General features: G+C 40.4%; 20 protein-coding genes, 2 tRNA genes, 1 pseudogene and 1 riboswitch. Of the genes and pseudogenes, 10 read left to right on the forward strand and 13 right to left on the reverse strand.

What is annotated here, in order from left to right:
- Positions 1-89 precede the first annotated feature (89 nt).
- From ACLCEG_RS13125 to ACLCEG_RS13135, 3 genes are all read left to right on the forward strand, one after another.
- The gene (locus ACLCEG_RS13125; RefSeq protein WP_410567824.1) at positions 90-1,931 is read left to right on the forward strand and encodes a long-chain-acyl-CoA synthetase; all 1,842 of its coding nucleotides are present in this window, start codon (positions 90-92) and stop codon (positions 1,929-1,931) included.
- Positions 1,932-2,051: 120 nt separating this feature from the next.
- Positions 2,052-2,127: transfer RNA gene (locus tag ACLCEG_RS13130), tRNA-Lys, on the forward strand.
- 22 nt (positions 2,128-2,149) lie between these two features.
- Positions 2,150-2,225, forward strand: a tRNA-Lys gene (locus ACLCEG_RS13135).
- A gap of 65 nt (positions 2,226-2,290) precedes the next feature.
- Here ACLCEG_RS13135 and ACLCEG_RS13140 read toward each other — a convergent pair.
- Positions 2,291-3,187, reverse strand: coding sequence for a LysR family transcriptional regulator (locus ACLCEG_RS13140; protein ID WP_410567826.1), 897 nt, complete (start codon positions 3,185-3,187; stop codon positions 2,291-2,293).
- A gap of 112 nt (positions 3,188-3,299) precedes the next feature.
- Between ACLCEG_RS13140 and ACLCEG_RS13145 the strand changes: the two genes are divergently transcribed.
- Positions 3,300-4,055: an SDR family oxidoreductase gene (locus tag ACLCEG_RS13145; protein WP_410567828.1), complete on the forward strand. Its 756-nt coding sequence runs from the start codon at positions 3,300-3,302 to the stop codon at positions 4,053-4,055.
- A gap of 51 nt (positions 4,056-4,106) precedes the next feature.
- Here the strand turns inward: ACLCEG_RS13145 and hemW are convergent, their stop codons facing one another.
- Positions 4,107-5,261 (reverse strand): radical SAM family heme chaperone HemW, encoded by a 1,155-nt coding sequence (hemW, locus tag ACLCEG_RS13150; RefSeq protein WP_410567830.1) that lies wholly within the window; start codon positions 5,259-5,261, stop codon positions 4,107-4,109.
- 117 nt (positions 5,262-5,378) lie between these two features.
- Between hemW and ACLCEG_RS13155 the strand changes: the two genes are divergently transcribed.
- Together ACLCEG_RS13155 and abeM are read left to right on the forward strand one after the other, a co-directional pair.
- The gene (locus tag ACLCEG_RS13155; protein ID WP_174742971.1) at positions 5,379-5,840 is read left to right on the forward strand and encodes a DMT family transporter; all 462 of its coding nucleotides are present in this window, start codon (positions 5,379-5,381) and stop codon (positions 5,838-5,840) included.
- Between the two features lie 32 nt (positions 5,841-5,872).
- Positions 5,873-7,219 carry a multidrug efflux MATE transporter AbeM gene (abeM, locus tag ACLCEG_RS13160; RefSeq protein WP_410567832.1) on the forward strand — a complete coding sequence of 449 codons (1,347 nt, stop codon included), beginning with the start codon at positions 5,873-5,875 and terminating at the stop codon, positions 7,217-7,219.
- A gap of 33 nt (positions 7,220-7,252) precedes the next feature.
- Here abeM and ACLCEG_RS13165 read toward each other — a convergent pair whose 3' ends face one another.
- On the reverse strand, positions 7,253-8,503 hold the full coding sequence (locus ACLCEG_RS13165; protein ID WP_410567834.1) for an acyl-CoA dehydrogenase family protein: 1,251 nt from the start codon (positions 8,501-8,503) through the stop codon (positions 7,253-7,255).
- A 32-nt stretch (positions 8,504-8,535) separates the two neighbouring features.
- The gene (locus tag ACLCEG_RS13170) at positions 8,536-9,783 is read right to left on the reverse strand and encodes an SfnB family sulfur acquisition oxidoreductase (protein WP_410567836.1); all 1,248 of its coding nucleotides are present in this window, start codon (positions 9,781-9,783) and stop codon (positions 8,536-8,538) included.
- Between the two features lie 257 nt (positions 9,784-10,040).
- Between ACLCEG_RS13170 and ACLCEG_RS13175 the strand changes: the two genes are divergently transcribed.
- The 3 genes from ACLCEG_RS13175 to ACLCEG_RS13185 all read left to right on the forward strand — a co-directional run bounded on the left by ACLCEG_RS13175 (position 10,041) and on the right by ACLCEG_RS13185 (position 12,281).
- Positions 10,041-11,339 (forward strand): ABC1 kinase family protein, encoded by a 1,299-nt coding sequence (locus tag ACLCEG_RS13175; RefSeq protein ID WP_410567838.1) that lies wholly within the window; start codon positions 10,041-10,043, stop codon positions 11,337-11,339.
- A 101-nt stretch (positions 11,340-11,440) separates the two neighbouring features.
- A complete protein-coding gene (locus tag ACLCEG_RS13180) occupies positions 11,441-11,695 on the forward strand; it encodes a type B 50S ribosomal protein L31 (protein WP_077169157.1) in 255 nt (84 codons plus the stop codon).
- A 253-nt stretch (positions 11,696-11,948) separates the two neighbouring features.
- The gene (locus ACLCEG_RS13185; protein WP_410567840.1) at positions 11,949-12,281 is read left to right on the forward strand and encodes a HopJ type III effector protein; all 333 of its coding nucleotides are present in this window, start codon (positions 11,949-11,951) and stop codon (positions 12,279-12,281) included.
- A 151-nt stretch (positions 12,282-12,432) separates the two neighbouring features.
- Here ACLCEG_RS13185 and ACLCEG_RS13190 read toward each other — a convergent pair.
- The 5 genes and pseudogenes from ACLCEG_RS13190 to ACLCEG_RS13210 all read right to left on the reverse strand — a co-directional run bounded on the left by ACLCEG_RS13190 (position 12,433) and on the right by ACLCEG_RS13210 (position 15,652).
- A pseudogene (locus ACLCEG_RS13190) lies at positions 12,433-12,548 on the reverse strand (hypothetical protein).
- Positions 12,549-12,714: 166 nt separating this feature from the next.
- Positions 12,715-13,095: a fluoride efflux transporter CrcB gene (gene crcB, locus ACLCEG_RS13195; protein ID WP_077169103.1), complete on the reverse strand. Its 381-nt coding sequence runs from the start codon at positions 13,093-13,095 to the stop codon at positions 12,715-12,717.
- Between the two features lie 124 nt (positions 13,096-13,219).
- Positions 13,220-13,286, reverse strand: a riboswitch (Fluoride riboswitch).
- Between the two features lie 44 nt (positions 13,287-13,330).
- Complete coding sequence (locus tag ACLCEG_RS13200) at positions 13,331-13,741, reverse strand: GFA family protein (protein WP_000075988.1); 411 nt, start codon at positions 13,739-13,741, stop codon at positions 13,331-13,333.
- Between the two features lie 77 nt (positions 13,742-13,818).
- The gene (locus ACLCEG_RS13205) at positions 13,819-15,024 is read right to left on the reverse strand and encodes a TIGR03862 family flavoprotein (protein WP_410567842.1); all 1,206 of its coding nucleotides are present in this window, start codon (positions 15,022-15,024) and stop codon (positions 13,819-13,821) included.
- A complete protein-coding gene (locus ACLCEG_RS13210) occupies positions 15,014-15,652 on the reverse strand; it encodes an SAM-dependent methyltransferase (RefSeq protein WP_410567844.1) in 639 nt (212 codons plus the stop codon). Before ACLCEG_RS13210 ends, ACLCEG_RS13205 begins: the two co-directional genes overlap by 11 nt.
- Before the next feature lie 87 nt (positions 15,653-15,739).
- Here ACLCEG_RS13210 and ACLCEG_RS13215 point away from each other — a divergent pair, with 87 nt between their 5' ends.
- On the forward strand, positions 15,740-15,934 hold the full coding sequence (locus ACLCEG_RS13215) for a DNA gyrase inhibitor YacG (protein WP_004698974.1): 195 nt from the start codon (positions 15,740-15,742) through the stop codon (positions 15,932-15,934).
- Here ACLCEG_RS13215 and ACLCEG_RS13220 read toward each other — a convergent pair.
- The 4 genes from ACLCEG_RS13220 to murI form a co-directional block, all read right to left on the reverse strand.
- Positions 15,931-16,575 (reverse strand): MBL fold metallo-hydrolase, encoded by a 645-nt coding sequence (locus ACLCEG_RS13220; protein WP_019456911.1) that lies wholly within the window; start codon positions 16,573-16,575, stop codon positions 15,931-15,933. The genes ACLCEG_RS13215 and ACLCEG_RS13220 overlap by 4 nt on opposite strands.
- 23 nt (positions 16,576-16,598) lie before the next feature.
- Positions 16,599-17,615, reverse strand: coding sequence for a ferrochelatase (gene hemH, locus ACLCEG_RS13225; protein WP_410567846.1), 1,017 nt, complete (start codon positions 17,613-17,615; stop codon positions 16,599-16,601).
- Positions 17,616-17,688: 73 nt separating this feature from the next.
- On the reverse strand, positions 17,689-18,693 hold the full coding sequence (locus ACLCEG_RS13230; protein ID WP_348902428.1) for a DUF4062 domain-containing protein: 1,005 nt from the start codon (positions 18,691-18,693) through the stop codon (positions 17,689-17,691).
- A 120-nt stretch (positions 18,694-18,813) separates the two neighbouring features.
- Entirely contained in the window at positions 18,814-19,680 is an 867-nt protein-coding gene (gene murI, locus ACLCEG_RS13235; protein ID WP_410567848.1) for a glutamate racemase, read from the reverse strand.
- Positions 19,681-19,719: the final 39 nt, after the last annotated feature.

Below are 19,719 nucleotides of genomic sequence, written 5' to 3' on the forward strand. Positions count from 1 at the left end.
GTTTTAAAAGCATGGTGAACCATGAAAACTATTGGACTTTTTGCCCACACAACCTTTTTTGGATTGATCGAAAAATAAATAGGATTGATATGAGCCAGACAACACAGACCGATATCATTACTCTTGGTGATGTTGCCACAAGACTTCCTAGCTTCATTCCCAAAGTACCCCATATCCTAAATGGTCTTAAACAGGCTTATTTAAGAACATCACATACTCCAACAGGTTTGGGTATTGCTTTTGAAAAAGCTGTTAAACGGAATCCGAAAGGCACGGCATTATTATTTGAAGATCAAAGTTATTCTTATGAAGCTTTAAATGAATGGGCAAACCAGATTTCTCATTACTATCTTTCTATTGGAGCGCGTAAAGGGGACGTCATTGCTGTAATGATTGAAAACCGCTCCGAGCTAATCGCAACAATTGTTGGTTTGGCTAAAATTGGGGTGACCATTGCACTTGTGAATACATCTCAAGTCGGTAAAGTTCTCGCTCATAGCATCAATCTCGTAAAGCCAATTGCTGTTATTGCGGGTGAAGAAGTTCGAGCAGCTATTGATGAAATTCGCCAAGACTTAAATGTTCCTAAAGACCGTTTTCATTGGTTTGCAGATCAAGCAACACGTCAAAATGCAGGTAAAGCACCTCAAGGTTATGCGAATCTAGCTGAACAAATTGATCAATTTCCAAAATTTAACCCATCGACTACTCGTTCTGTGACGGGTAATGATGGCCTGTTCTATATCTACACCTCTGGTACAACAGGTTTGCCAAAGGCTGTTATTTTCAAGCACAGTCGCTGGACATTAGCGTATGGCACTTATGGTCATATCTTAAACTTAGGCCCAGATGACGTTATGTACGTTACCTTGCCGCTTTATCATGCAACAGGTGTGGTGGTTTGCTGGTGTGGTGTAATCGCAGGCAGCTCTACTCTTGCTATTCGACGTAAATATTCGACTAGCGCATTCTGGAAAGACGTTCAAAAATTTAATGCGTCTGCAATTGGTTATGTTGGCGAACTTTGCCGTTACCTAATGGATGCTCCAGTTACCGAACTTGACCGTAACCACCGCGTCACCAAAATGATCGGTAACGGCATGCGTCCAAACATCTGGGACAAGTTCAAACAACGTTTCGGCGTTAAAGAAGTTCTTGAACTTTATGCATCGAGCGAAGGTAACGTTGGATTTAGCAATATTTTCAACTTCGACAACACAGTTGGCTTCTCTCCTACACCATATGCCATTGTTCAGTTCGATAAAGAGAAAAATGAGCCTATCCGCGACAAAAACGGCTGGTGTCAAAAAGTTAAAGCAGGTGAGGTTGGCCTGCTAGTTGGAAAAATTACTAGCCGCTCTCCATTTGACGGTTATACAGACCCTGAAAAGAACAAATCTGTAATTTGGAAAGATGTTTTCAAAAAAGGCGACTCTTATTTCAACACAGGTGATTTAGTTCGAGATATTGGTTTCCGTCATGCTCAGTTTGTGGACCGTCTAGGCGACACTTTCCGCTGGAAAGGTGAAAACGTATCCACCACTGAAGTGGAAAACATGGTATGCGAATACGAAAAAATTGCTGAAGCTGTCGTTTATGGTGTAGAAATTCCAAATACCAATGGTCGTGCTGGTATGGCAGCAATTACGCTGGCAGATGGTGAAGAGTTAAATGATGCAGATTTAACCGAAATGGTCACTGTGTTTAAGAAGTGTTTGCCTGCTTATGCTGTACCGGTATTTTTACGTGTACAAAAAAAGGTCGAAACAACAGGCACATTTAAATATCAGAAGAATAAACTGAAAGAAGATGCGTTTAATCCGAGCAAAACTTCTGAACGTTTACTCGCTTTATTGCCTGGTGCAAGCAGTTACTGTGACATCACAACTGAAATTTTTGACAACATTCAGGCATATAAATACCGTTTTTAGTTCATTTTTTAGCTAAACAAGAGGAAATCGTGCTTTTTATAGGCAATCATGCAAATGTTTTTAAATTTCCTCTTGTGTTAGTTGAATAACTTGCTAAAATACGCGACATCAAAACGATACGGGTCGTTAGCTCAGTTGGTAGAGCAGCGGACTTTTAATCCGTTGGTCCCGCGTTCGAGTCGCGGACGACCCACCACTTATCTGTTTTGAACCTATTTGGGTCGTTAGCTCAGTTGGTAGAGCAGCGGACTTTTAATCCGTTGGTCCCGCGTTCGAGTCGCGGACGACCCACCAAATTCTAAAAAGCCTCTCACAATTTGAGAGGCTTTTTTTATTGTTATCTTATTTTCTTTTTATGACTAAAAGATGACGATACATTTTCGATTTAAAACCTCTCCCACCCAATTCATAAAAACTTCTAATCGTTTCGGAATATAAGTCCTGTTGGGATATAAAATATTAAGTGGAAGTGACGGTGCACTATAAACACTCAGCACCTCAACTAAAATTCCCTGTTCAATTTTATCTTGAACATCATAGTAAGGAACTTGAATAATCCCTAAACCTGCACAGGCCGCAGCACTATAAGCTTCGGTATTATTTACACTTAAAGCACTATCCATCATCACGCTTCCTCCTTGATATACAAACTCCCCCTGCTTTTCACCTACGGCTCCTGCATAGTTAATGAGTTTGTGCTGAGATAGATCTTCTAATTGTTCAGGCATACCGTACTGTTCTAAATAGCCTCTACTTGCACAATTCACCATGACCAAATGGCCAATAAATCTTGCAATTAAACTACTGCTATCTAGCTCACCTACCCGAACAACACAGTCAATTCCTTTTTCAATTAAGTCAGTCATGTCATCAGAACTATTGAGCTGCAAATGTATATCTGGATAGCGATGATAAAAATCTGACAGTTCAGGAATAATTACTTGATGCACAATCCGACTGGGCATCGAAATTTTTAATGTGCCTCGGTAATGCTGTTTTTGGGTCTGAATGAGTTGTTCTAATTGTTCATAGTCCAATAAAAGATTTTGGCATTCTGGCAATATTCGCTGTCCATCTTGCGTAAGACTGACTTTACGTGTAGTTCGATGAAATAAGCGTACGCCATAGTGAGTCTCAAGCTGTTGAATAGCACTCGTTACTGTTGAGCGCGGTAAATCGAGTCGATGTGCAACCTCACTAAAGCTTTGTCGTTTAGCGACTTCTGTAAAAATAAAAAATTGCTGCAAACGATCCATTTAATTGTTCGTATTTTCTGAATAGTTAAACCAAACTAGCACAATTGATCAAAAATTACCGCCAATCTAGACTAAAAATACATTAAAACAAGTCATCATAGGAACAATCATCATGACAACTCATAGCCTCAAAGATAAAGTTGTATTGATTACTGGCGGTGCTAAAAACCTCGGCGGACTCATTAGTCGAAAATTTGCAGAACAAGGAGCAAAACTCGCAATTCACTATAACAGTTCAGAAACTCAAGCAGATGCCGTGCAAACACTCGCAGACGTAAAAGCCTTGGGTGCAGATGCAATTCTAATTCAGGCAGATCTAACAGATATCGATAACATCGAGAAGCTATTCTTAGACACTAAGCAGCATTTTGGTGGAATAGATATTGCGATTAATACAGTTGGAAAGGTCTTAAAGAAGTCATTTTTAGAAACGACAGAACAAGAGTTTGATAGCATGAGTGATATCAACTCAAAAATTGCCTATTTCTTTATTCAATCGGCGGGTCGTCATTTAAATGATGGCGGCAAGATTTGTTCAATCGTGACTTCTCTTCTTGCAGCCTATACTGGGTTCTATTCAACCTACGAAGGTTTAAAAGCACCTGTTGAGCATTACACCCGCGCTGCATCGAAAGAATTTGGAGATCGCCAAATTTCTGTGACTGCTGTTGCACCCGGTCCCATGGATACACCTTTCTTTTATGGTCAAGAATCTGCCGAAGCAGTCGCTTACCATAAATCGGCTTCAGCTCTAGGTGGACTTACTAAAATTGAAGATATCGAACCTTTAGTTCGCTTCTTAGTCACCGACGGCTGGTGGATTACCGGTCAAACCATTTTCGCAAATGGCGGTTATACCACTCGCTAAAATTAAAAAAGCCGCATCTCATCATGCGGCTTTTTCTTTAAGACTATTGGATTATAAAAACTCTTCTAGTACCGAATTTAAGAAAATATGTCCCTGCTCTGTACAAGCCAAACGAGCACTATCCTCTACCAATAACTTTCTCGAACGTAGTGAAGTAAGTACCTCTTTTAGCCTCTCTAAACTTAAACCAGTACGCTGTTCGTATAAGTCAGCGTTTACCCCATCATTTAAGCGTAAGGCATTCATCATAAACTCAAAAGGTAGTTCATCTGCCTCAATCTTTTTCATTTGCAAATGTTCAGCAGGAACTTTAGCTAAATAGTCTTTTGGCAAACGAGTTTTTTGGAAACGGTACACACCATCTGGTCGTGTCACTTTTCCATGTGCACCTGCACCAATCGCAAGGTAATCACCAAACTCCCAGTAATTTAAATTATGGGCTGAAGGTTGTTCTTTACGCCAAGCCGACACTTCATAATTTACAAAGCCATTTGCTTTTAAATATGCTTCGCCTTGCTCTTGAATATCTTCTAACACTTCATCTTGAGGTAAAACAGGCTGAGTTCGAAAAAATACGGTATTTGGCTCAATGGTAAGTTGATACCAACTGATATGTGTCGCACCATGCTCTACAGCCATCTTTAAGTCATAAAGTGCTTGCTCTAACGTTTGCTCAGGCAGACCATGCATCAAATCGACATTAACTCGCTTAAAACCTACTTGTCTTGCCTGCTCTATTGCATCCATAGCATTGTTTGCTGAATGAATACGCCCAAGCTTTTGCAAGTGATCGGTATTAAAAGTCTGTACACCAATCGACAAACGGTTAATACCCGCTTCTAAATAGCCTGCAAACGGGTCATGTTCCAGTGTTCCCGGATTAGCTTCTAAGGTAACTTCACAGTCATCTTCAAAGTTAAGTAATGACTTGAGCTGCTCAAATAGCCATGCATAACCTTTGGCAGAAATGAGTGAAGGCGTTCCACCCCCAATAAATACACTGTGAATTGAACGCCCTTGGGCCATCTCAACTTGAGTTTCAAAGTCGGCTACCAATGCTTTTAGATAAGTTTGCTCAAGTTCTGCCGAAAGCGCCCCATCAGGCACGGCATGCGAGTTAAAGTCGCAATAAGGACATTTACGCACGCACCAAGGCATGTGGATATACAAGGATAACGGAACAGAAGCAGGATTTAATACAGCCAAGGAACAAGGTCCAATTTACACAATATTTCTATTTTAACATGACTGCATCAATGGGCTTATGAAAACATACCTTAATTGCTTTAGACTGTTTTTAAACATACTTAAATATTGATAAAAATGATGAAATTCTCTAGTCAACTTTTCCTGATCTTACCCTTAGCTATGGGAATCGGTGTTGCCATGGCTTTTCAAACCGCAATTAATGCTCAGCTTCGTGAGCAATTACACTCACCTTTACAAGCGGCATTATTATCATTTTTTATAGGTACTATTGTTTTAGCCATTATGGTGTTCTTCCAAAGTGCCGAGAAACCCACTTTAAATGAAATATCTAATATTCCGTGGCTTCTTTGGACAGGAGGATTCCTTGGGGTTTATGCAATTAGCATGAGCATTTATACTGCACCTAAGCTTGGTTTTTTAACCTTTACAGGGCTAGTCGTTTTTGGACAATTGGTTATTTCTATGTTGCTTGACCATTTTGGATGGTTAGGTACAGACAAAACTCCTGTTACATGGCAACGGTTCCTAGGTGGAGTGGTGATCTTTGTTGGTGTGTTACTCACCCTACAGCGCTAGTTTCATTTTTATATTTATAAAGAGTATCTTTTGTGTCGAATGTCACGTCGTTTCGGACTGAATTAAAACAACTCTTCCATTTAATGCTACCTATTTTAATTACGCAGTTTGCTCAAGCAGGGTTCGGATTAATTGACACCATTATGGCAGGGCATTTATCTGCAGCAGACTTAGCTGCTATTGCAGTAGGTGTAGGTCTATGGATTCCTGTTATGCTCCTTTTTAGCGGGATCATGATTGCCACTACACCGCTAGTTGCAGAGGCAAAAGGCGCTAGAAATACAGAACAAATTCCTGTCATTGTTCGTCAGTCATTATGGGTTGCGATTATTTTAGGTGTAATGGCTATGCTCATTTTGCAGCTTATGCCTTTTTTCTTACATGTGTTTGGTGTTCCAGAAAACTTACGACCTAAAGCAAGTTTATTCTTGCATGCCATTGGTTTAGGTATGCCAGCCGTCACCATGTACGCAGCGCTACGTGGCTATTCAGAGGCTTTAGGTCACCCTCGCCCTGTCACCGCAATTAGCTTATTGGCCTTAGTGGTTTTAATCCCTCTAAACATGATTTTCATGCATGGCTTAGGGCCAATTCCTGCTTTAGGTAGCGCAGGCTGTGGCTTTGCAACATCCATTTTACAATGGCTCATGCTGATTACTTTAGCTGGCTATATTTATAAAGCTTCAGCTTATAGAAATACGTCTATTTTTAGCAGATTTGATAAAATTAACCTGACTTGGGTTAAAAGAATCTTACAGCTTGGTCTGCCAATAGGTTTAGCAGTATTCTTTGAAGTGAGTATTTTTAGTACAGGAGCATTAGTCCTTAGTCCACTGGGTGAAGTGTTTATTGCCGCGCATCAAGTGGCAATTTCAGTTACTTCGGTACTGTTTATGATTCCGCTTTCACTTGCAATTGCCTTAACCATTCGCGTGGGAACGTATTATGGTGAAAAGAACTGGGCTTCCATGTACCAAGTGCAAAAGATTGGTTTGAGTACAGCAATACTTTTTGCTCTATTAACCATGTCATTTATTGCCCTAGGCCGTGAACAAATTGTCTCGGTTTATACTCAAGATATAAATGTTGTGCCTGTTGCGATGTATTTACTCTGGTTTGCAATGGGTTATCAGTTGATGGATGCCCTACAGGTCAGTGCTGCCGGCTGTTTAAGAGGTATGCAAGACACCCAAGCACCGATGTGGATTACGCTTATGGCGTATTGGGTGATTGCTTTTCCAATCGGGCTTTATTTGGCACGTTATACCCATTGGGGCGTAGCTGGCGTGTGGTTAGGTTTAATTATTGGTTTAAGCATTGCCTGTGTTTTACTGCTCTCACGGCTCTACCTAAATACAAAGCGCCTAAGTCAAACCTAATAAAAAAGCCGATGAAACATCGGCTTTTTTATTTTATGCAGACTTTGCCCGCGGGCTTGCTCCAATTTGCCAAACAAATGGTAAATCTGTACGGTTTACCTCCCAATCTCCAATCACTTTTTCTTTGTAAATAAGCGGATTATGTGAAGACACAGTCCGTGCATTACGCCAGAAACGGTCAAGTTGTTTCACTTGGCTACTTGCCGATGCACCCAAGGCATTAAATAACTGACTTGTTAAATCAAGCACTAAGTTAGAAATTACGACCTGCCCTTGTGCCGACTCAAGCTCGGCATCTACATTAAACTGATGCTCTTTCACTTCAGACTCGGCAAAATGACTTTCATAGGCTTTTTGCAATGCCTCAGCAGTTTTTAAGGTAATTGCTTCACTTGCATACGCTTGAGCTGATGCCTTGCCCACTACTTGTAAAACTTGTGGATCGTGACGAACCAGATCACCATTACCATGACTAAAAATACGTTTACGTTCACGAATTTCCTGACTAAACGTTTCAACTGCGGCACGCGCAATACCCGTTAATGTTGCAAGGTGCACCACCTGATAAAAAGCGGTTTGATACTTAAAACGTTGATCAAATGGAATAAGGTGTGAAGCTGGCAAATGAACCTGATGTACTTTTAAAGTACCACTGCCCGTTGTCTTTTGACCAAAGCCATCCCAGTCATCAAGCACGCTCACGCCTGTTTCATGGCGGTAAATAGCAGCAATGACATGACGGTCATTCACTTCATCGTAAGCAAATAAATCAATCCAGTCTGCAAAAATACTTCCTGTTGAATAGTACTTTTCACCATTCACCACCAAATTACCCGAAGCGTCTTTAGTGACTCGTGTCACGACATCACCAACCTGTACATTTCCAACTTCTGTCCATGCATTTCCGACTAAATCACCTTGTACAAAGCGCTGAAACCAAACCTCCTGTGAATGCTCTTTATGAGCAACCAAACGGTCTTCAACAAATGCAAAATGCCCTCGTAATGCTTGTACAATATTGGAGTCAGCTTCTGCTAACTCTGCTAAAAGCTGGAACAACTGAGGTAATGAAACCCCATCTCCACCATATTTACGGGGTACTCGTACAGCACCCAACTTGGCTTCTTTTAGCCACTGAATCGGCTCAAAAGGCAAGATTCGTTCTTTTTCCCGTTGAATTGCCCCTTGTGCAATTTTTTCAAAAACTGGACGAAATCTATTTGCTACCTTTTCATAATCAGCGCCTACCGATAGCTCTTCTAATTCAATTTGAGCTGTTGTCATCGTTATTCTCCTAATCTTATTTTTTCTTCACTTTAACTCCATGCATGACGCGGTGGATGGATGCCATTGAGGTAATAATTACCGACAATGTGATATTTCCAACGCACAGGGTCATGCAAGGTATGGGTACGGGCGTTGCGCCAGTGACGGTCAAGGTTGAGTTCAGATAAAGTAGAACGCGTACCCGATAACTCAAAAAGTTTATTGGCTGCCAAAATAGCAATTTCTGTAGTGAGTACTTTTGCCTCGGCAACCAATAATGTGGCTTGGTTTACATGTTCTTCGGTGGTTTCAGCAATGGCTTGATCAATTGCATCTCCAGCCAAGTCCAGTACCGCTTCTGCTGCACGCAATTTAATTTTTAAATCACCAATGTTTGCAATGGTGTAAGGGTCATCAGTGGCTTTTTCCAGACCTGAATCAACCCATGCACGGCTATGATTTTTAACGTATTGAATCGTTTCTTCAATTGCACCACGCGCAATACCAGCATCAACCGCAGCCTGAATAAACTGAGAAATAGCGCCTGCTGGTGTTGGACGTTCAAATGCTTGATAAATTGGAACTAAATATTCTTCACGTACTGGAACCTGATTTAGTTCTACCGTGCCACTCGCTGTAGTACGTTGTCCAAAACCAGACCAGTCATTAATAATATTGACCCCAGATGTTTCCCGTGGAACAAGCGCGGCATAAGGTTGCCCCTGTTCATTTACAGCAACAATTGGAATCCAATGTGCGAGCAAAGCACCCGTTGCAAAGAATTTTTTGCCGTTAATTTCATAACCCTGTTCGGTCTTTTCAAGTTTAGTTGTGAGGTCCGCTACGGTTTTACTATGTTTTTCGGAAAATGCGTTGCCAAAACGAATTCCTCTTAACACCAAGTTAAAAAAGAATTGTTGCTGTTCAGGTTTCGCATCTAGTCTTAAATGCTCAATAAAAGCCAAATGGTTTTGAGGCAACTGAGCAAGAGATGGATCAACACTCGCAATTGTTTTGATCACTTCCGCTAAAGTTCGATATTTGACTTGCGCGCCACCAAACTGCTTCGGCACAGTAATGGCCCAGAGACCACTTTGTGAGAACTGTTGAATTTCATTTAAGGGTAAACGGCGCTCTCTGTCCCGCTCAGATGCTTCTTGAGCAAACTCTTGAGCAAGTTGCTTGGCAACCTCAATTGCCTCTTCATCAGAACGGATAATTTGTGCGTCTTTCGTCTGTTCAAATACAGATAAAGGAACCGCTTGAGAGCGACCATAGGATGAGTTTAGACTGGTCATAACTTTTATTGTCTCTATTTCTTATTTAACATGCCATTCACCTTAGCACTAAAAAAACAGTGACTTTATAGATATTAAAGCTTTGTTTATGAAATGAATTTTAAAAAGCTTTTCACATTTTTTACTTTAAAAATAACATATTGTTTTTCGAAAATATTCTTACACGCGCTAAACAATTTCATATAGGCTTTTTAAGTTTTGTCACCTATGATCAAAACTAGACAATATTATGTTGTAGTCAACGAGGTATCGAAGATATGGCAAAGAGTGCAAGTTCACCTGGCAAACGATTTATGAAACTTGCAGGAATGACCGCGAGCATTGCAACAAAAACCGTTTCTAATTCGATTCGAAACCTGACTGCGGATGAAGAACAGAAACTAGCTGCAAAAACTAAATTGTTTCAAGATATCGGTCTACAGATTGCAGACACCTTAGGCGAAATGAAAGGTGCTGTCATGAAAGTTGGGCAAATTGCATCGCAATATAAAGATATCTTCCCGCCAGAAGTTGCTAAAGCGATATCAAAACTACAACGCCAAGCTCCAGCCATGCCTTTTGCAGCGATTCAGCAACAAGTTGAACGTGAGCTTAGGAAACCACTCAATGCCGCCTTTAAATCTTTTGATGAACAGCCTTTTGCCGCTGCATCAATTGGACAAGTCCACAAAGCAGTTTTGCCAAATGGCCAACAAGTTGTGGTTAAGGTTCAATATCCCGGTGTTGATGAAGCCTGTGAAAGTGACTTAAAACAAGTGCGTTTAGCCCTTCGTTTAATGGGTGTACTTAAAATTGATAAAAAGCTGCAAGATCAACTTTTTGCAGAGATTCAAGATAGCCTGTCAGCAGAGCTTAACTATGAAATTGAGGCCCAAAATCTTGAGGTCTTTAAAACTTTTCATAGCCAGTTAGATGATAAAATTATTATCCCGACTGTTTATAAAGATTACTCTTCAAGACGAATTTTGACTTTAAGTCTTGAACAAGGTGATAGCATTGAAACTGCGAGTTCTTGGCCTATCGAAATTCGAAACACTATTGGACGTCGTTTAATCCGTGCTTTGGGGCAGGAAATGTTTTTTTTAAAGCGTTTTCACTGTGACCCTCACCCAGGTAACTTTGCCTTCCGCCAAGATGGTAGTGTCATTATTTATGACTATGGCAGTGTTAAAACACTTTCCAATGAAATTGTCTATAGCTTTAAACGATTGGTGAATGCAGCTCGTCATGAAGATATTGATCTTATTGAAACTGAGTTACTTGCCCTGCACTCTTTGACCGAGAAAGGTAAATTCCCGAGCGATCTTTATAAACTCTGGATTGAAGTGTTGTTGCGTCCACTTACCACAATCTATGACTTTGCAGAGAACTCATCACATCATGATGGCATGTTACTTGTGAAAAAGTCTTTAAAATATTGGGATGTCTTTAAACCTTCACCAGATACATTAATGGTTAATAGAACCATTTCAGGACACTACTGGAACCTCATTCACTTAAAAGTACATGACAACCTGAATGATTTATTTGAAGAACTTGTTCCACCTTCTAACTAATTCAATGATCTGATTAATGTAGCCTTTTCAGGGTTACATTGACTTATTAAATGTTATGTTATAACATTTCTTTAATCAAAAATAATTTAGGACAATCTCTCATGCGTAAAGATATTCATCCTGCTTATCAACAAGTGTTATTTCATGACACCAATGCAGACGTCTACTTCTTAATCGGTAGTACTCTTCAGTCTAAACAAACCAAAGAATATCAAGGAAAAGTCTATCCTTATGTGACTCTTGATATTTCGAGTGCTTCGCATCCTTTCTATACAGGTGAAGTTCGTCAAGCAAGTAATGAAGGCCGCGTGGCAAGCTTTAATAAACGCTTCGGTCGCTTCAATCGTAAGAGTTAATCTTGCGTTAAGTTTTGACCAATACACTAAAATCATTGGAAGCCTAAGACTATCTCCTCCACTTAGGCTTCTTTTTTTATGTGCATTTTTTCTATACTTTTTTCAGTTGTGTATAAACTAAAACTTATCCACAATTTGTCTAAAAACGCTTCTGATTATTTTCAACAACCCATCATTTTTTTATAGCTCCCAAGCTTTCAAAGCATGTATTCGATGCTATGCTTAAGCCCCATTTGATAGGAAGTTTAAGATTATGACACAAGAGTTACTTGCCCAATTACAAGCAGGCACAGCAAAATTTTCAGACGTTTTAGCTCATATTGAAGCACGTTACCAACATACTCCAACAGCTTTTCAAAATGGTGCACAGCATAACGCTGCGACTGAAAATCAAGGCAGTGCGAAAGTTTTCTCTTTTGCCAAGTTACAAGGTTTAGACCAAGCACAAACTTTAAGTTTATTTGCAGAGCACTACACATCTGTATTAGCTACCCCAGAGGGAACTGACCACCAAAATATTCGTCAGTTTATGCAAAATGGTTGGGATGGTGTGAAGTTTGAAGGTCAGGCTTTAACTGAAAAGTAATTAAGTATTTGTGAATACACGACGGAGTCTTACCGTTTATTCTCAAATGAAAGTAGCTAATTCTGTTACTTTGGTTTTGCCCTGAATGGCGATTAAAGCCATGCAAGACCAAAGGCATTTGTCATCAACAGAACCTGTTTCCCGTTTGCACTTATCCAATATTTTGCAAAAACAATATATAGCTGATTTCAGTCAGGCTGTTGATGACTTTAACGCGTATCAAATACCAAATTTTAATTCGTCATTTACTATCGTGACAAGCGGCATGGATGCCGCTGTTTTGCTGTGCTACATGGATGTAGCATCAGCGAAACAAAAGATTTTTGCTTACTTTTGATCTCTCAAAAGTAAGGTATGCCTATACAAATGGTCTTGGAGAATATCTTAAAACGGAGGCAGTGCAGTATGTATCGCTCCTTAAACATTTGAATAATCAGTTGCCTGCTATCCAATAATAAGTCGCCAAACCCAAACACGTAAAAATTAACGACCCAATTAAATGAATAGAAATTGCCAACATCGCCATTCCCAACTTACCGCTTTGCAATAAAGTCACAATCTCAATCGAGAACGTTGAAAACGTAGTTAAAGCACCACAAAAGCCGGTGATTACGAAAAGCTTATAGTTCGGACTTAAATCACTATGAGCAAAATAAGCCATCGCAAAACCAATAATAAAGCCACCGACTAAATTAACAGTGACAGTACCCAGTGGAATTTGCGGATAAATTGAGTTGAGTTTTAAACCTAAAAACCAACGCAACCACGCCCCTAGAACTGAGCCTAAAGCAATTGAAAGTAAAGGATAATACATAGAACCACCCCTTTAGTGAGATGCTAAAAGAGCAAACAAAAATGATGGGAAACGTGACATGGCGTACTCCAAAAATAAGCAGAGTACGCAATAACCTACGTACCCAGCGATATAAATACATGAGGGTAACGTAGGCATCATTAGCCAATACGGCGGTTTTTCAAGGGAGGAATGCCATCTCCCCGTTTTAAGTATATTAAATCATCTAAAAGTTGATTAAAACATACTTTTTAAATCATGGACGTTCATCGTATTGCGGTAAATCGTCACAAATGCTTTCCCACTCTGCTTTTGAAGCAGCAAAAATATGCATTGTCGGCTTTTGGTCTAATGGTGTATCGAGTGACCCAATTCTTACACGATATAGTTCAGGCTGGGCATCACGCGAACTAATAAGCGGTGAACCACATTCGCTACAAAACCAACGGTACACACCATTCACAGCAAATTTTTTGACAAGGTCTTCACCTTGGGTAATTTTAAAATCTGTACTTTTAACAGGAGCATTGGTGGCAAATGCTGTTCCATTGGATTTTCGGCACCGTTGGCAGTGACACTGAATAATATCTCCGATATCGCCTTTAATTTCATAGCGAATACCCTGACATAAACAACTTCCTTGATAAACTGGCGATGCTTGAGACATGTCCTTTTAAATCCTATTATTATTGATCGCTCAAAAATAACACTTTTCACATATCAAACATAGCAGCAAATTTGCCGTTATTTCTCTAAGAATGAATGCACGCCTTCACCAGCCGCTCGTCCCGTAGCAAAACATGCTGTAAGCAAATAGCCACCTGTAGGAGCATCCCAGTCCAGCATTTCACCACAGCAAAAAACACCTGAGGTTTGTTTAAGCTCTAGGCTTTCAGTTAATGCACCTTGCTTAACACCACCAGCACAGCTAATCGCTTCCTCAATAGGTCTAAAGCCACTTAATTTGATTTGAAGTGCTTTAATTTGCTGAGCTATAGCCTCTGGTTGGTTCCATAGCGTTTTATCAACCACTTCTCTAATTAAGTTAATTTTGGCCGTGTCTAAGCCTGCTTTACGCCAAATATTAGTAAGCGATTGTTTTTTGCTAGCCTGCAATTTTTTAATTAACTGTGACAACTCTACATCAGGTAATAAATCTAAAAACAGATTAAGACCTTGCCCTTTTTTTTGTTGTTCTCTTAAAGCTCGTCCAAGTTTATAAATGACACCACTTTCTAAACCATAGTGAGTAATCACAATATCACCATGAGTAACTTGGCTAGGCTCAACCCACGCATTGATACGCTTTAAAGGTTCACCAAAACAGCTTTCCATAAAAGCTGACCAAGTGTGTAATACCCCTGCATTACTTGCTTGAAAAGGTTCAATACTGGATTGATCTATCCATTGCTGCCAAGCACCATCACTACCCAATTGAGACCAAGATACAGCCCCACAAGCCAATACGACTGCATCGTATTGTTGAGTAAAAGTCTTGCTGCTTTGATTATTTTGGTTTTCTAAAGTCACAGTTGTACCTTGCAAATTAATACAACGATGACGATAAAAGAATTTAACTTGTTGCTCTGCCAAGCGTTTTAGCCAAGCACGCAGTAAAGGAGCAGCTTTCATTTCGACGGGGAAAATACGACCGGAACTACCCACATATGATTCAATCCCAAGACTTTTCATCCAGTTCTGAATCCAGACTGCATCCCATTTCTCAACCCACGGTTTAAGCCATTCTGTATGGTCATAACGCTCAATAAACTGCGCTAAAGGTTCAGCATGCGAGATATTTAAACCCGTTTTACCAGCCATCAAAAACTTACGCGCAGCCGAAGGTTTTTGCTCAAACATATCAATTTCATAAGCATACTGGCTCAGTACCTCAGCTGCCATTAAACCAGCCGGACCAGCACCGATAATGGCAACCCGCTTATTCGACATGTGTTTGCCCTTGCAGCGGTGCAAACTCATCAAATCGAGTTTGATAACCTTCAGGCTTGCTGATTATGAGCTGTTGGCAAAGCTCACCACGCTCTAAATATTTAATTTCAAAATGAGTACGTGCAGAAGTTTGTGCAATTTTTTCTTTTTGGTAAGGCAGCTTCCACACATTTAATAACTGTTGTTGAGCTTCTTCAATATATTCAGGAATATTACTTGCCAAAGTAATGGTTCCGCCTGTTTTCAGACGTGATAACAAAAACTCAAAAAATGGCATATTCAACCAGCGTTGTGCCGGATTATGCGGTTCTGGGTTCGGATAAAGAATAAAGAAATGTTCAACTTGAGCAGGGTGTAAAGCATGTACAACCCACGGTAAAGCATCTGCATGTACAGGTACCAAATTATCTCTTGGCTCCAAACCATGCTGCTTTTGCATTGCCAAGAATTTTTCTCGGGTTCGTTCAATCGCATATAACGTGTGCTGTGGATTTTGCCCACTAAATAGCAAAGCATGTTTACCTTTGCCCGCCCCAATTTCTACACAAATTGGAGTATTTTCAATTGGGGTAAAATCACGAGGCGCTTGCATACGTTGTGCTTGAAATTGACGAATCTGCATAATCACATCAAACTAAATAAAAATCGGCACAAGTCTAACAAGTCACCTGACTTTTGCCTAATCTATTTCTCTTCACTTTGAGGATATCGCTTTATGCCACGTACATTCCCCTGCCCACGTTGTGGTGAACCAAGTGTTTGGGAAGGCAATGAATTTCGTCCATTTTGTTCTGAACGTTGTAAACTCATTGATTTAGGCGCTTGGGCAAACGATGAATATAGACTGCCTACCCAAGATGCTCCTCAGCAAAACAAGGGTAGTCAGCATGAAGATGATTATGAGGATTAACCCGCTTTACCTGCGACAAATGGATTAAATTTTTTTTCATAGCCAATGGTACTCATTGGGCCATGACCTGAAATAAATTGAGTTTGATCTGGCAAGCTAAAGCATTCACGTTGAATCGATTCAATGAGTTGCTCATGGTTCCCACGTGGAAAGTCTGTTCTTCCTATTGAGCCTTTAAACAGGACATCGCCAGTCCAGAGTAAGCCATGATTCTTGTTATAGAACATGACATGCCCTGGTGTATGTCCTGGTGCAAAACGCACCTCAAACTCATCTTCACCTAGTTTTAGCACTTCGCCGCCTTCAAGCCATTGATCAACTTTTACTGGCTGTGGAATTGGAAAGCCATAACGTGCTGAAACTTCCTGAATCATATCTAACCAGAACTGATCTTCTTTATGTGGACCAACAACAGGAACACTCCATTCTTGTGCGAGTTCACCCACTGCCCCTGCGTGATCTAAATGCCCATGAGTCAACCAGAGAGCTTTAACCTTTAAACCTAAAGCTTCTACTTCTTTCTTCAAAACAGCAGCGTCACCGCCTGCATCAATCAAAACTGCTTCTTTTGTTTCACTGTCCCAGACTAAAGAACAGTTTTGAGCAAAAGCAGTAACTGGAACAATTTTGACTTGCAGCATAAGAACCTCTGGCTAAAACGCAATTAACGGTGGGCTAAGGTATGGGTAAGGGCATCAAGATTAGCCTGAACTAAACCTGCAAGCAAATCAATATGAGCCTGATCACTATTTAAAGCAGGAATGTAAGCATAGCTTCCGCCACCCGCCTCGTGAAACAACTCAGCGTTTTGGATGGCTAACTCTTCAAGTGTTTCTAAACAATCGGCAGAAAAAGCGGGACTTAAAACCTGAACTGACTTAACATCCTGCTTCGCCCAATCTTGTAAAAGCTGGTCAGTATAAGGTTTCACCCATTCTTGTTTTCCAAAACGTGACTGGAAACTAATTGCCCATTCATCATCGTTTAAATGTAAAGCTTCAGCGACTAACTTTGCGGTAATGCGACAACGGTCTGCATAAGGGTCGCCTTTGTCTGCATAAGGCTGTGGAATACCATGAAAAGACATTAACAATTTCTCAGGTTTACCATGCTGTGCTTGATAAGCTAAAACACTTTCTGCTAGTGCTTGAATAAACATTGGGTGCTGGTAGTAGTCTTTAATAATGGTTAGACCCGGTAAATTGCGCTGACTAGGAATCCATTTGGCAAATGCGTCGTATAACGGTGCTGTCGACGTCGCAGAATATTGAGGAAATAAAGGCAATAAAATGACATGCTCTTGTGGATGAGCTGCCAGTTTTTCTAAAACTGCATCAATACCCGGATTACCATAAGTCATTGCTGGTAATACAGTTAAATCAAATTGTTTATTTTCACGCTCTAAATAAGCCTGCACACGTTGAGTTTGTTCAAACACAATTTCACGCATGGGTGAATCGGTAGACCATACCGAAGCATAGGCATGCGCTACTCTTTTTGGGCGAAAAGGCAAAACAAACAGATTTAGAATAATCCACCAAATCAGTTTTGGAATTTCAATCACACGTGAATCAGATAAAAACTGCTTTAAAAAACGGCGCACCGCAGGGACAGTTGCCTCATCCGGTGTGCCTAAATTCGCTAAAATGACAGTAACTTTCGGTTTTTGTTCAAATGACATGTGCAAATGCCTTTCAGTTCATCTTATGACACTAATGTAACAGTTTTCATGGTCATATCTAAATTGAATTGCTCTAAGCTTTTAATCGAGTCACCCGATGATTCCATTTATAACTCAGCAAGAGCTTTTGCGCTTTTGTCGTCACCTTCCATAAACTATGTTGTTGATCAGTCTTGGTTGGAACAATCCAGCCTTGTGATTGCATTTGATTTTTAATGCGGAATAGCGCTTTATGATTAATCTGTGCACCAGCCACCGCATGTGCTCTTGGTAGCTCCTGACGGGCATCTTCTAGCCCAGCATGATTGAGATATTCATTGAGACAAGTGCCGAAGTTTTCTTCTGGCATAGCTGTCTCAAAATGTTTAGCCAAAATACTTAAAAGTTGTGACCAAGTCATTTGTCTCTGGCGCTTAAGCTCTTTAAAGTTACCATCTTGAAAAGCTTGAATCTGATATTCAAACGCAAAAACATCTTGCGGAGCCACTTCATTGGTTTGAGTTGATGACTCTGTGAGTTGTTGTTCTAACTGTAGAACTTTACCTTTTAACCGATTAATTTCATCTTCTAACTGATGCGCTTGACGTGCAGGTACCCAACCCTGTCCCACATGTTGTTCAACCATTAGAGGTATATTTAAACGGACAGCTAGCTCTAAATCACGCGGGCTTTTAAAGTAAAATACGTGGTGAGCTTCGTGTAATAGTTTCTTTCTAAATGCTAGAAATTTTTCTTTAAGCTGTGGATGAGTCTCTTGCAAATGCATATCGCGGCTTTCAGGTTGCTCATGCATGAATACCACAATAGGTTTAGCTCGGCTTAAAGCATATTCATACTCTTGGGCAAAATAGCTAGCGCCAGAAATAGATTGTTCACCGTACTGGCTGCCTAATAGTAAGACAACGTAATCCGATTCATCAATTTGTCGACGGGAAAGTGTTGTAGTTAAAGGACTTCTATACTCTAAACCCCAAGCAAAGAAACCCATACTGACTAAAGTTTGAGAGAGAACTACACGTTCAGGTTGCATCTCGCGACCTGACGTTGAAATAAAAATCTGATAGCGTGTATCGAGCATAACAATACCCTTATCGCCCCATAATCTTAATATGGCCTAAATAAGCCAAGACTATGAACCGCCCCAAATAAGAAAAAATAAATATAAAAAACGCTTTCTTCTGAATGCCTACAACAGAGTTCAACTCAGATTGTGCAGCGTCCATGTCAATTCTTGTGGCATCATATTCTGTAAAACAGGTTGCAATGCATCGGCATTATTACCACTTACATAACATTCAATACGTGCAACATTCTGACGTATTTGGTCACATAATAACTCATTTTTTATTAAAATACGGGCTGTTTGTCGGGCAACTGCTAATCCCGAATCAACCAGTGTGAATTGGTTATCAAAAAGATGCTGAATTGCTTCATTTAAGAACGGATAATGCGTACAACCGAGCACTAAATAGTCAGCCCCTTGATCGGCTGCAGGCTGTAAAACCTCTTTTAATGCATTCAAACAAACAGGACTCATTTGCTGCCCTGCTTCAACACAAGGAACAAGTTCCAGATTGGTTAAAGTCATGACTTTAACACCCGCTGGAACAGCAAATTTTTCTACAACATCTTTAATAAGTTGCCCACGAAAAGTAGCAGGCGTTGCCAATACTGCCACTACTTTAGAACGTGTTTGTAATACGGCAGGTTTTAATGCCGGTACTAAACCAACAATTGGGAAGTGCTCGCCATAATGTTCACGTAAATGGTCAAGACTAAATGCAGAGGCAGTATTGCATGCTACGACTGCAATTTTACAACCTTGGCGGTATAACCAATCGACAGCGCGAGCGGTAAGCTCTCTAATTTCTTCATCAGAACGAGGGCCGTAAGGTACATAGGCTGTATCGGCATAATAGACAATACGTTCATTTGGCAAATATCTGGCAATTTCTGCTGCAACCGACATTCCTCCAATTCCCGAATCAAAAATACCAATTGGGGCATCTGCTGATGCTTTAGGCATAGATTCTAATTCAGTAAATAAAGGCTGTATGGCTGTCATGGCAGTACTAGAGAGTGTCGGAAAATTTCACTCTATAAA

The organism is Acinetobacter sp. H1(2024) (assembly GCF_046557555.1).
GTDB classification, from domain to species: Bacteria; Pseudomonadota; Gammaproteobacteria; order Pseudomonadales; family Moraxellaceae; genus Acinetobacter; species Acinetobacter seifertii.

Bases quoted from the DNA above. Each gene is read 5' to 3' on its own strand.
- ACLCEG_RS13140 (WP_410567826.1), bottom strand. From the start codon at position 3,187: ATGGATCGTTTGCAGCAATTTTTTATTTTTACAGAAGTCGCTAAACGA.
- ACLCEG_RS13180 (WP_077169157.1), top strand. From the start codon at position 11,441: ATGCGTAAAGATATTCATCCTGCTTATCAACAAGTGTTATTTCATGAC.
- ACLCEG_RS13220 (WP_019456911.1), bottom strand. From the start codon at position 16,575: ATGCTGCAAGTCAAAATTGTTCCAGTTACTGCTTTTGCTCAAAACTGT.
- ACLCEG_RS13165 (WP_410567834.1), bottom strand. From the start codon at position 8,503: ATGACAACAGCTCAAATTGAATTAGAAGAGCTATCGGTAGGCGCTGAT.
- ACLCEG_RS13205 (WP_410567842.1), bottom strand. From the start codon at position 15,024: ATGTCGAATAAGCGGGTTGCCATTATCGGTGCTGGTCCGGCTGGTTTA.
- ACLCEG_RS13155 (WP_174742971.1), top strand. From the start codon at position 5,379: ATGATGAAATTCTCTAGTCAACTTTTCCTGATCTTACCCTTAGCTATG.
- ACLCEG_RS13175 (WP_410567838.1), top strand. From the start codon at position 10,041: ATGGCAAAGAGTGCAAGTTCACCTGGCAAACGATTTATGAAACTTGCA.
- ACLCEG_RS13200 (WP_000075988.1), bottom strand. From the start codon at position 13,741: ATGTCTCAAGCATCGCCAGTTTATCAAGGAAGTTGTTTATGTCAGGGT.
- crcB (WP_077169103.1), bottom strand. From the start codon at position 13,095: ATGTATTATCCTTTACTTTCAATTGCTTTAGGCTCAGTTCTAGGGGCG.
- ACLCEG_RS13230 (WP_348902428.1), bottom strand. From the start codon at position 18,693: ATGCTCGATACACGCTATCAGATTTTTATTTCAACGTCAGGTCGCGAG.
- hemH (WP_410567846.1), bottom strand. From the start codon at position 17,615: ATGTCATTTGAACAAAAACCGAAAGTTACTGTCATTTTAGCGAATTTA.
- ACLCEG_RS13170 (WP_410567836.1), bottom strand. From the start codon at position 9,783: ATGACCAGTCTAAACTCATCCTATGGTCGCTCTCAAGCGGTTCCTTTA.
- ACLCEG_RS13125 (WP_410567824.1), top strand. From the start codon at position 90: ATGAGCCAGACAACACAGACCGATATCATTACTCTTGGTGATGTTGCC.
- ACLCEG_RS13185 (WP_410567840.1), top strand. From the start codon at position 11,949: ATGACACAAGAGTTACTTGCCCAATTACAAGCAGGCACAGCAAAATTT.
- ACLCEG_RS13215 (WP_004698974.1), top strand. From the start codon at position 15,740: ATGCCACGTACATTCCCCTGCCCACGTTGTGGTGAACCAAGTGTTTGG.
- ACLCEG_RS13145 (WP_410567828.1), top strand. From the start codon at position 3,300: ATGACAACTCATAGCCTCAAAGATAAAGTTGTATTGATTACTGGCGGT.
- murI (WP_410567848.1), bottom strand. From the start codon at position 19,680: ATGACAGCCATACAGCCTTTATTTACTGAATTAGAATCTATGCCTAAA.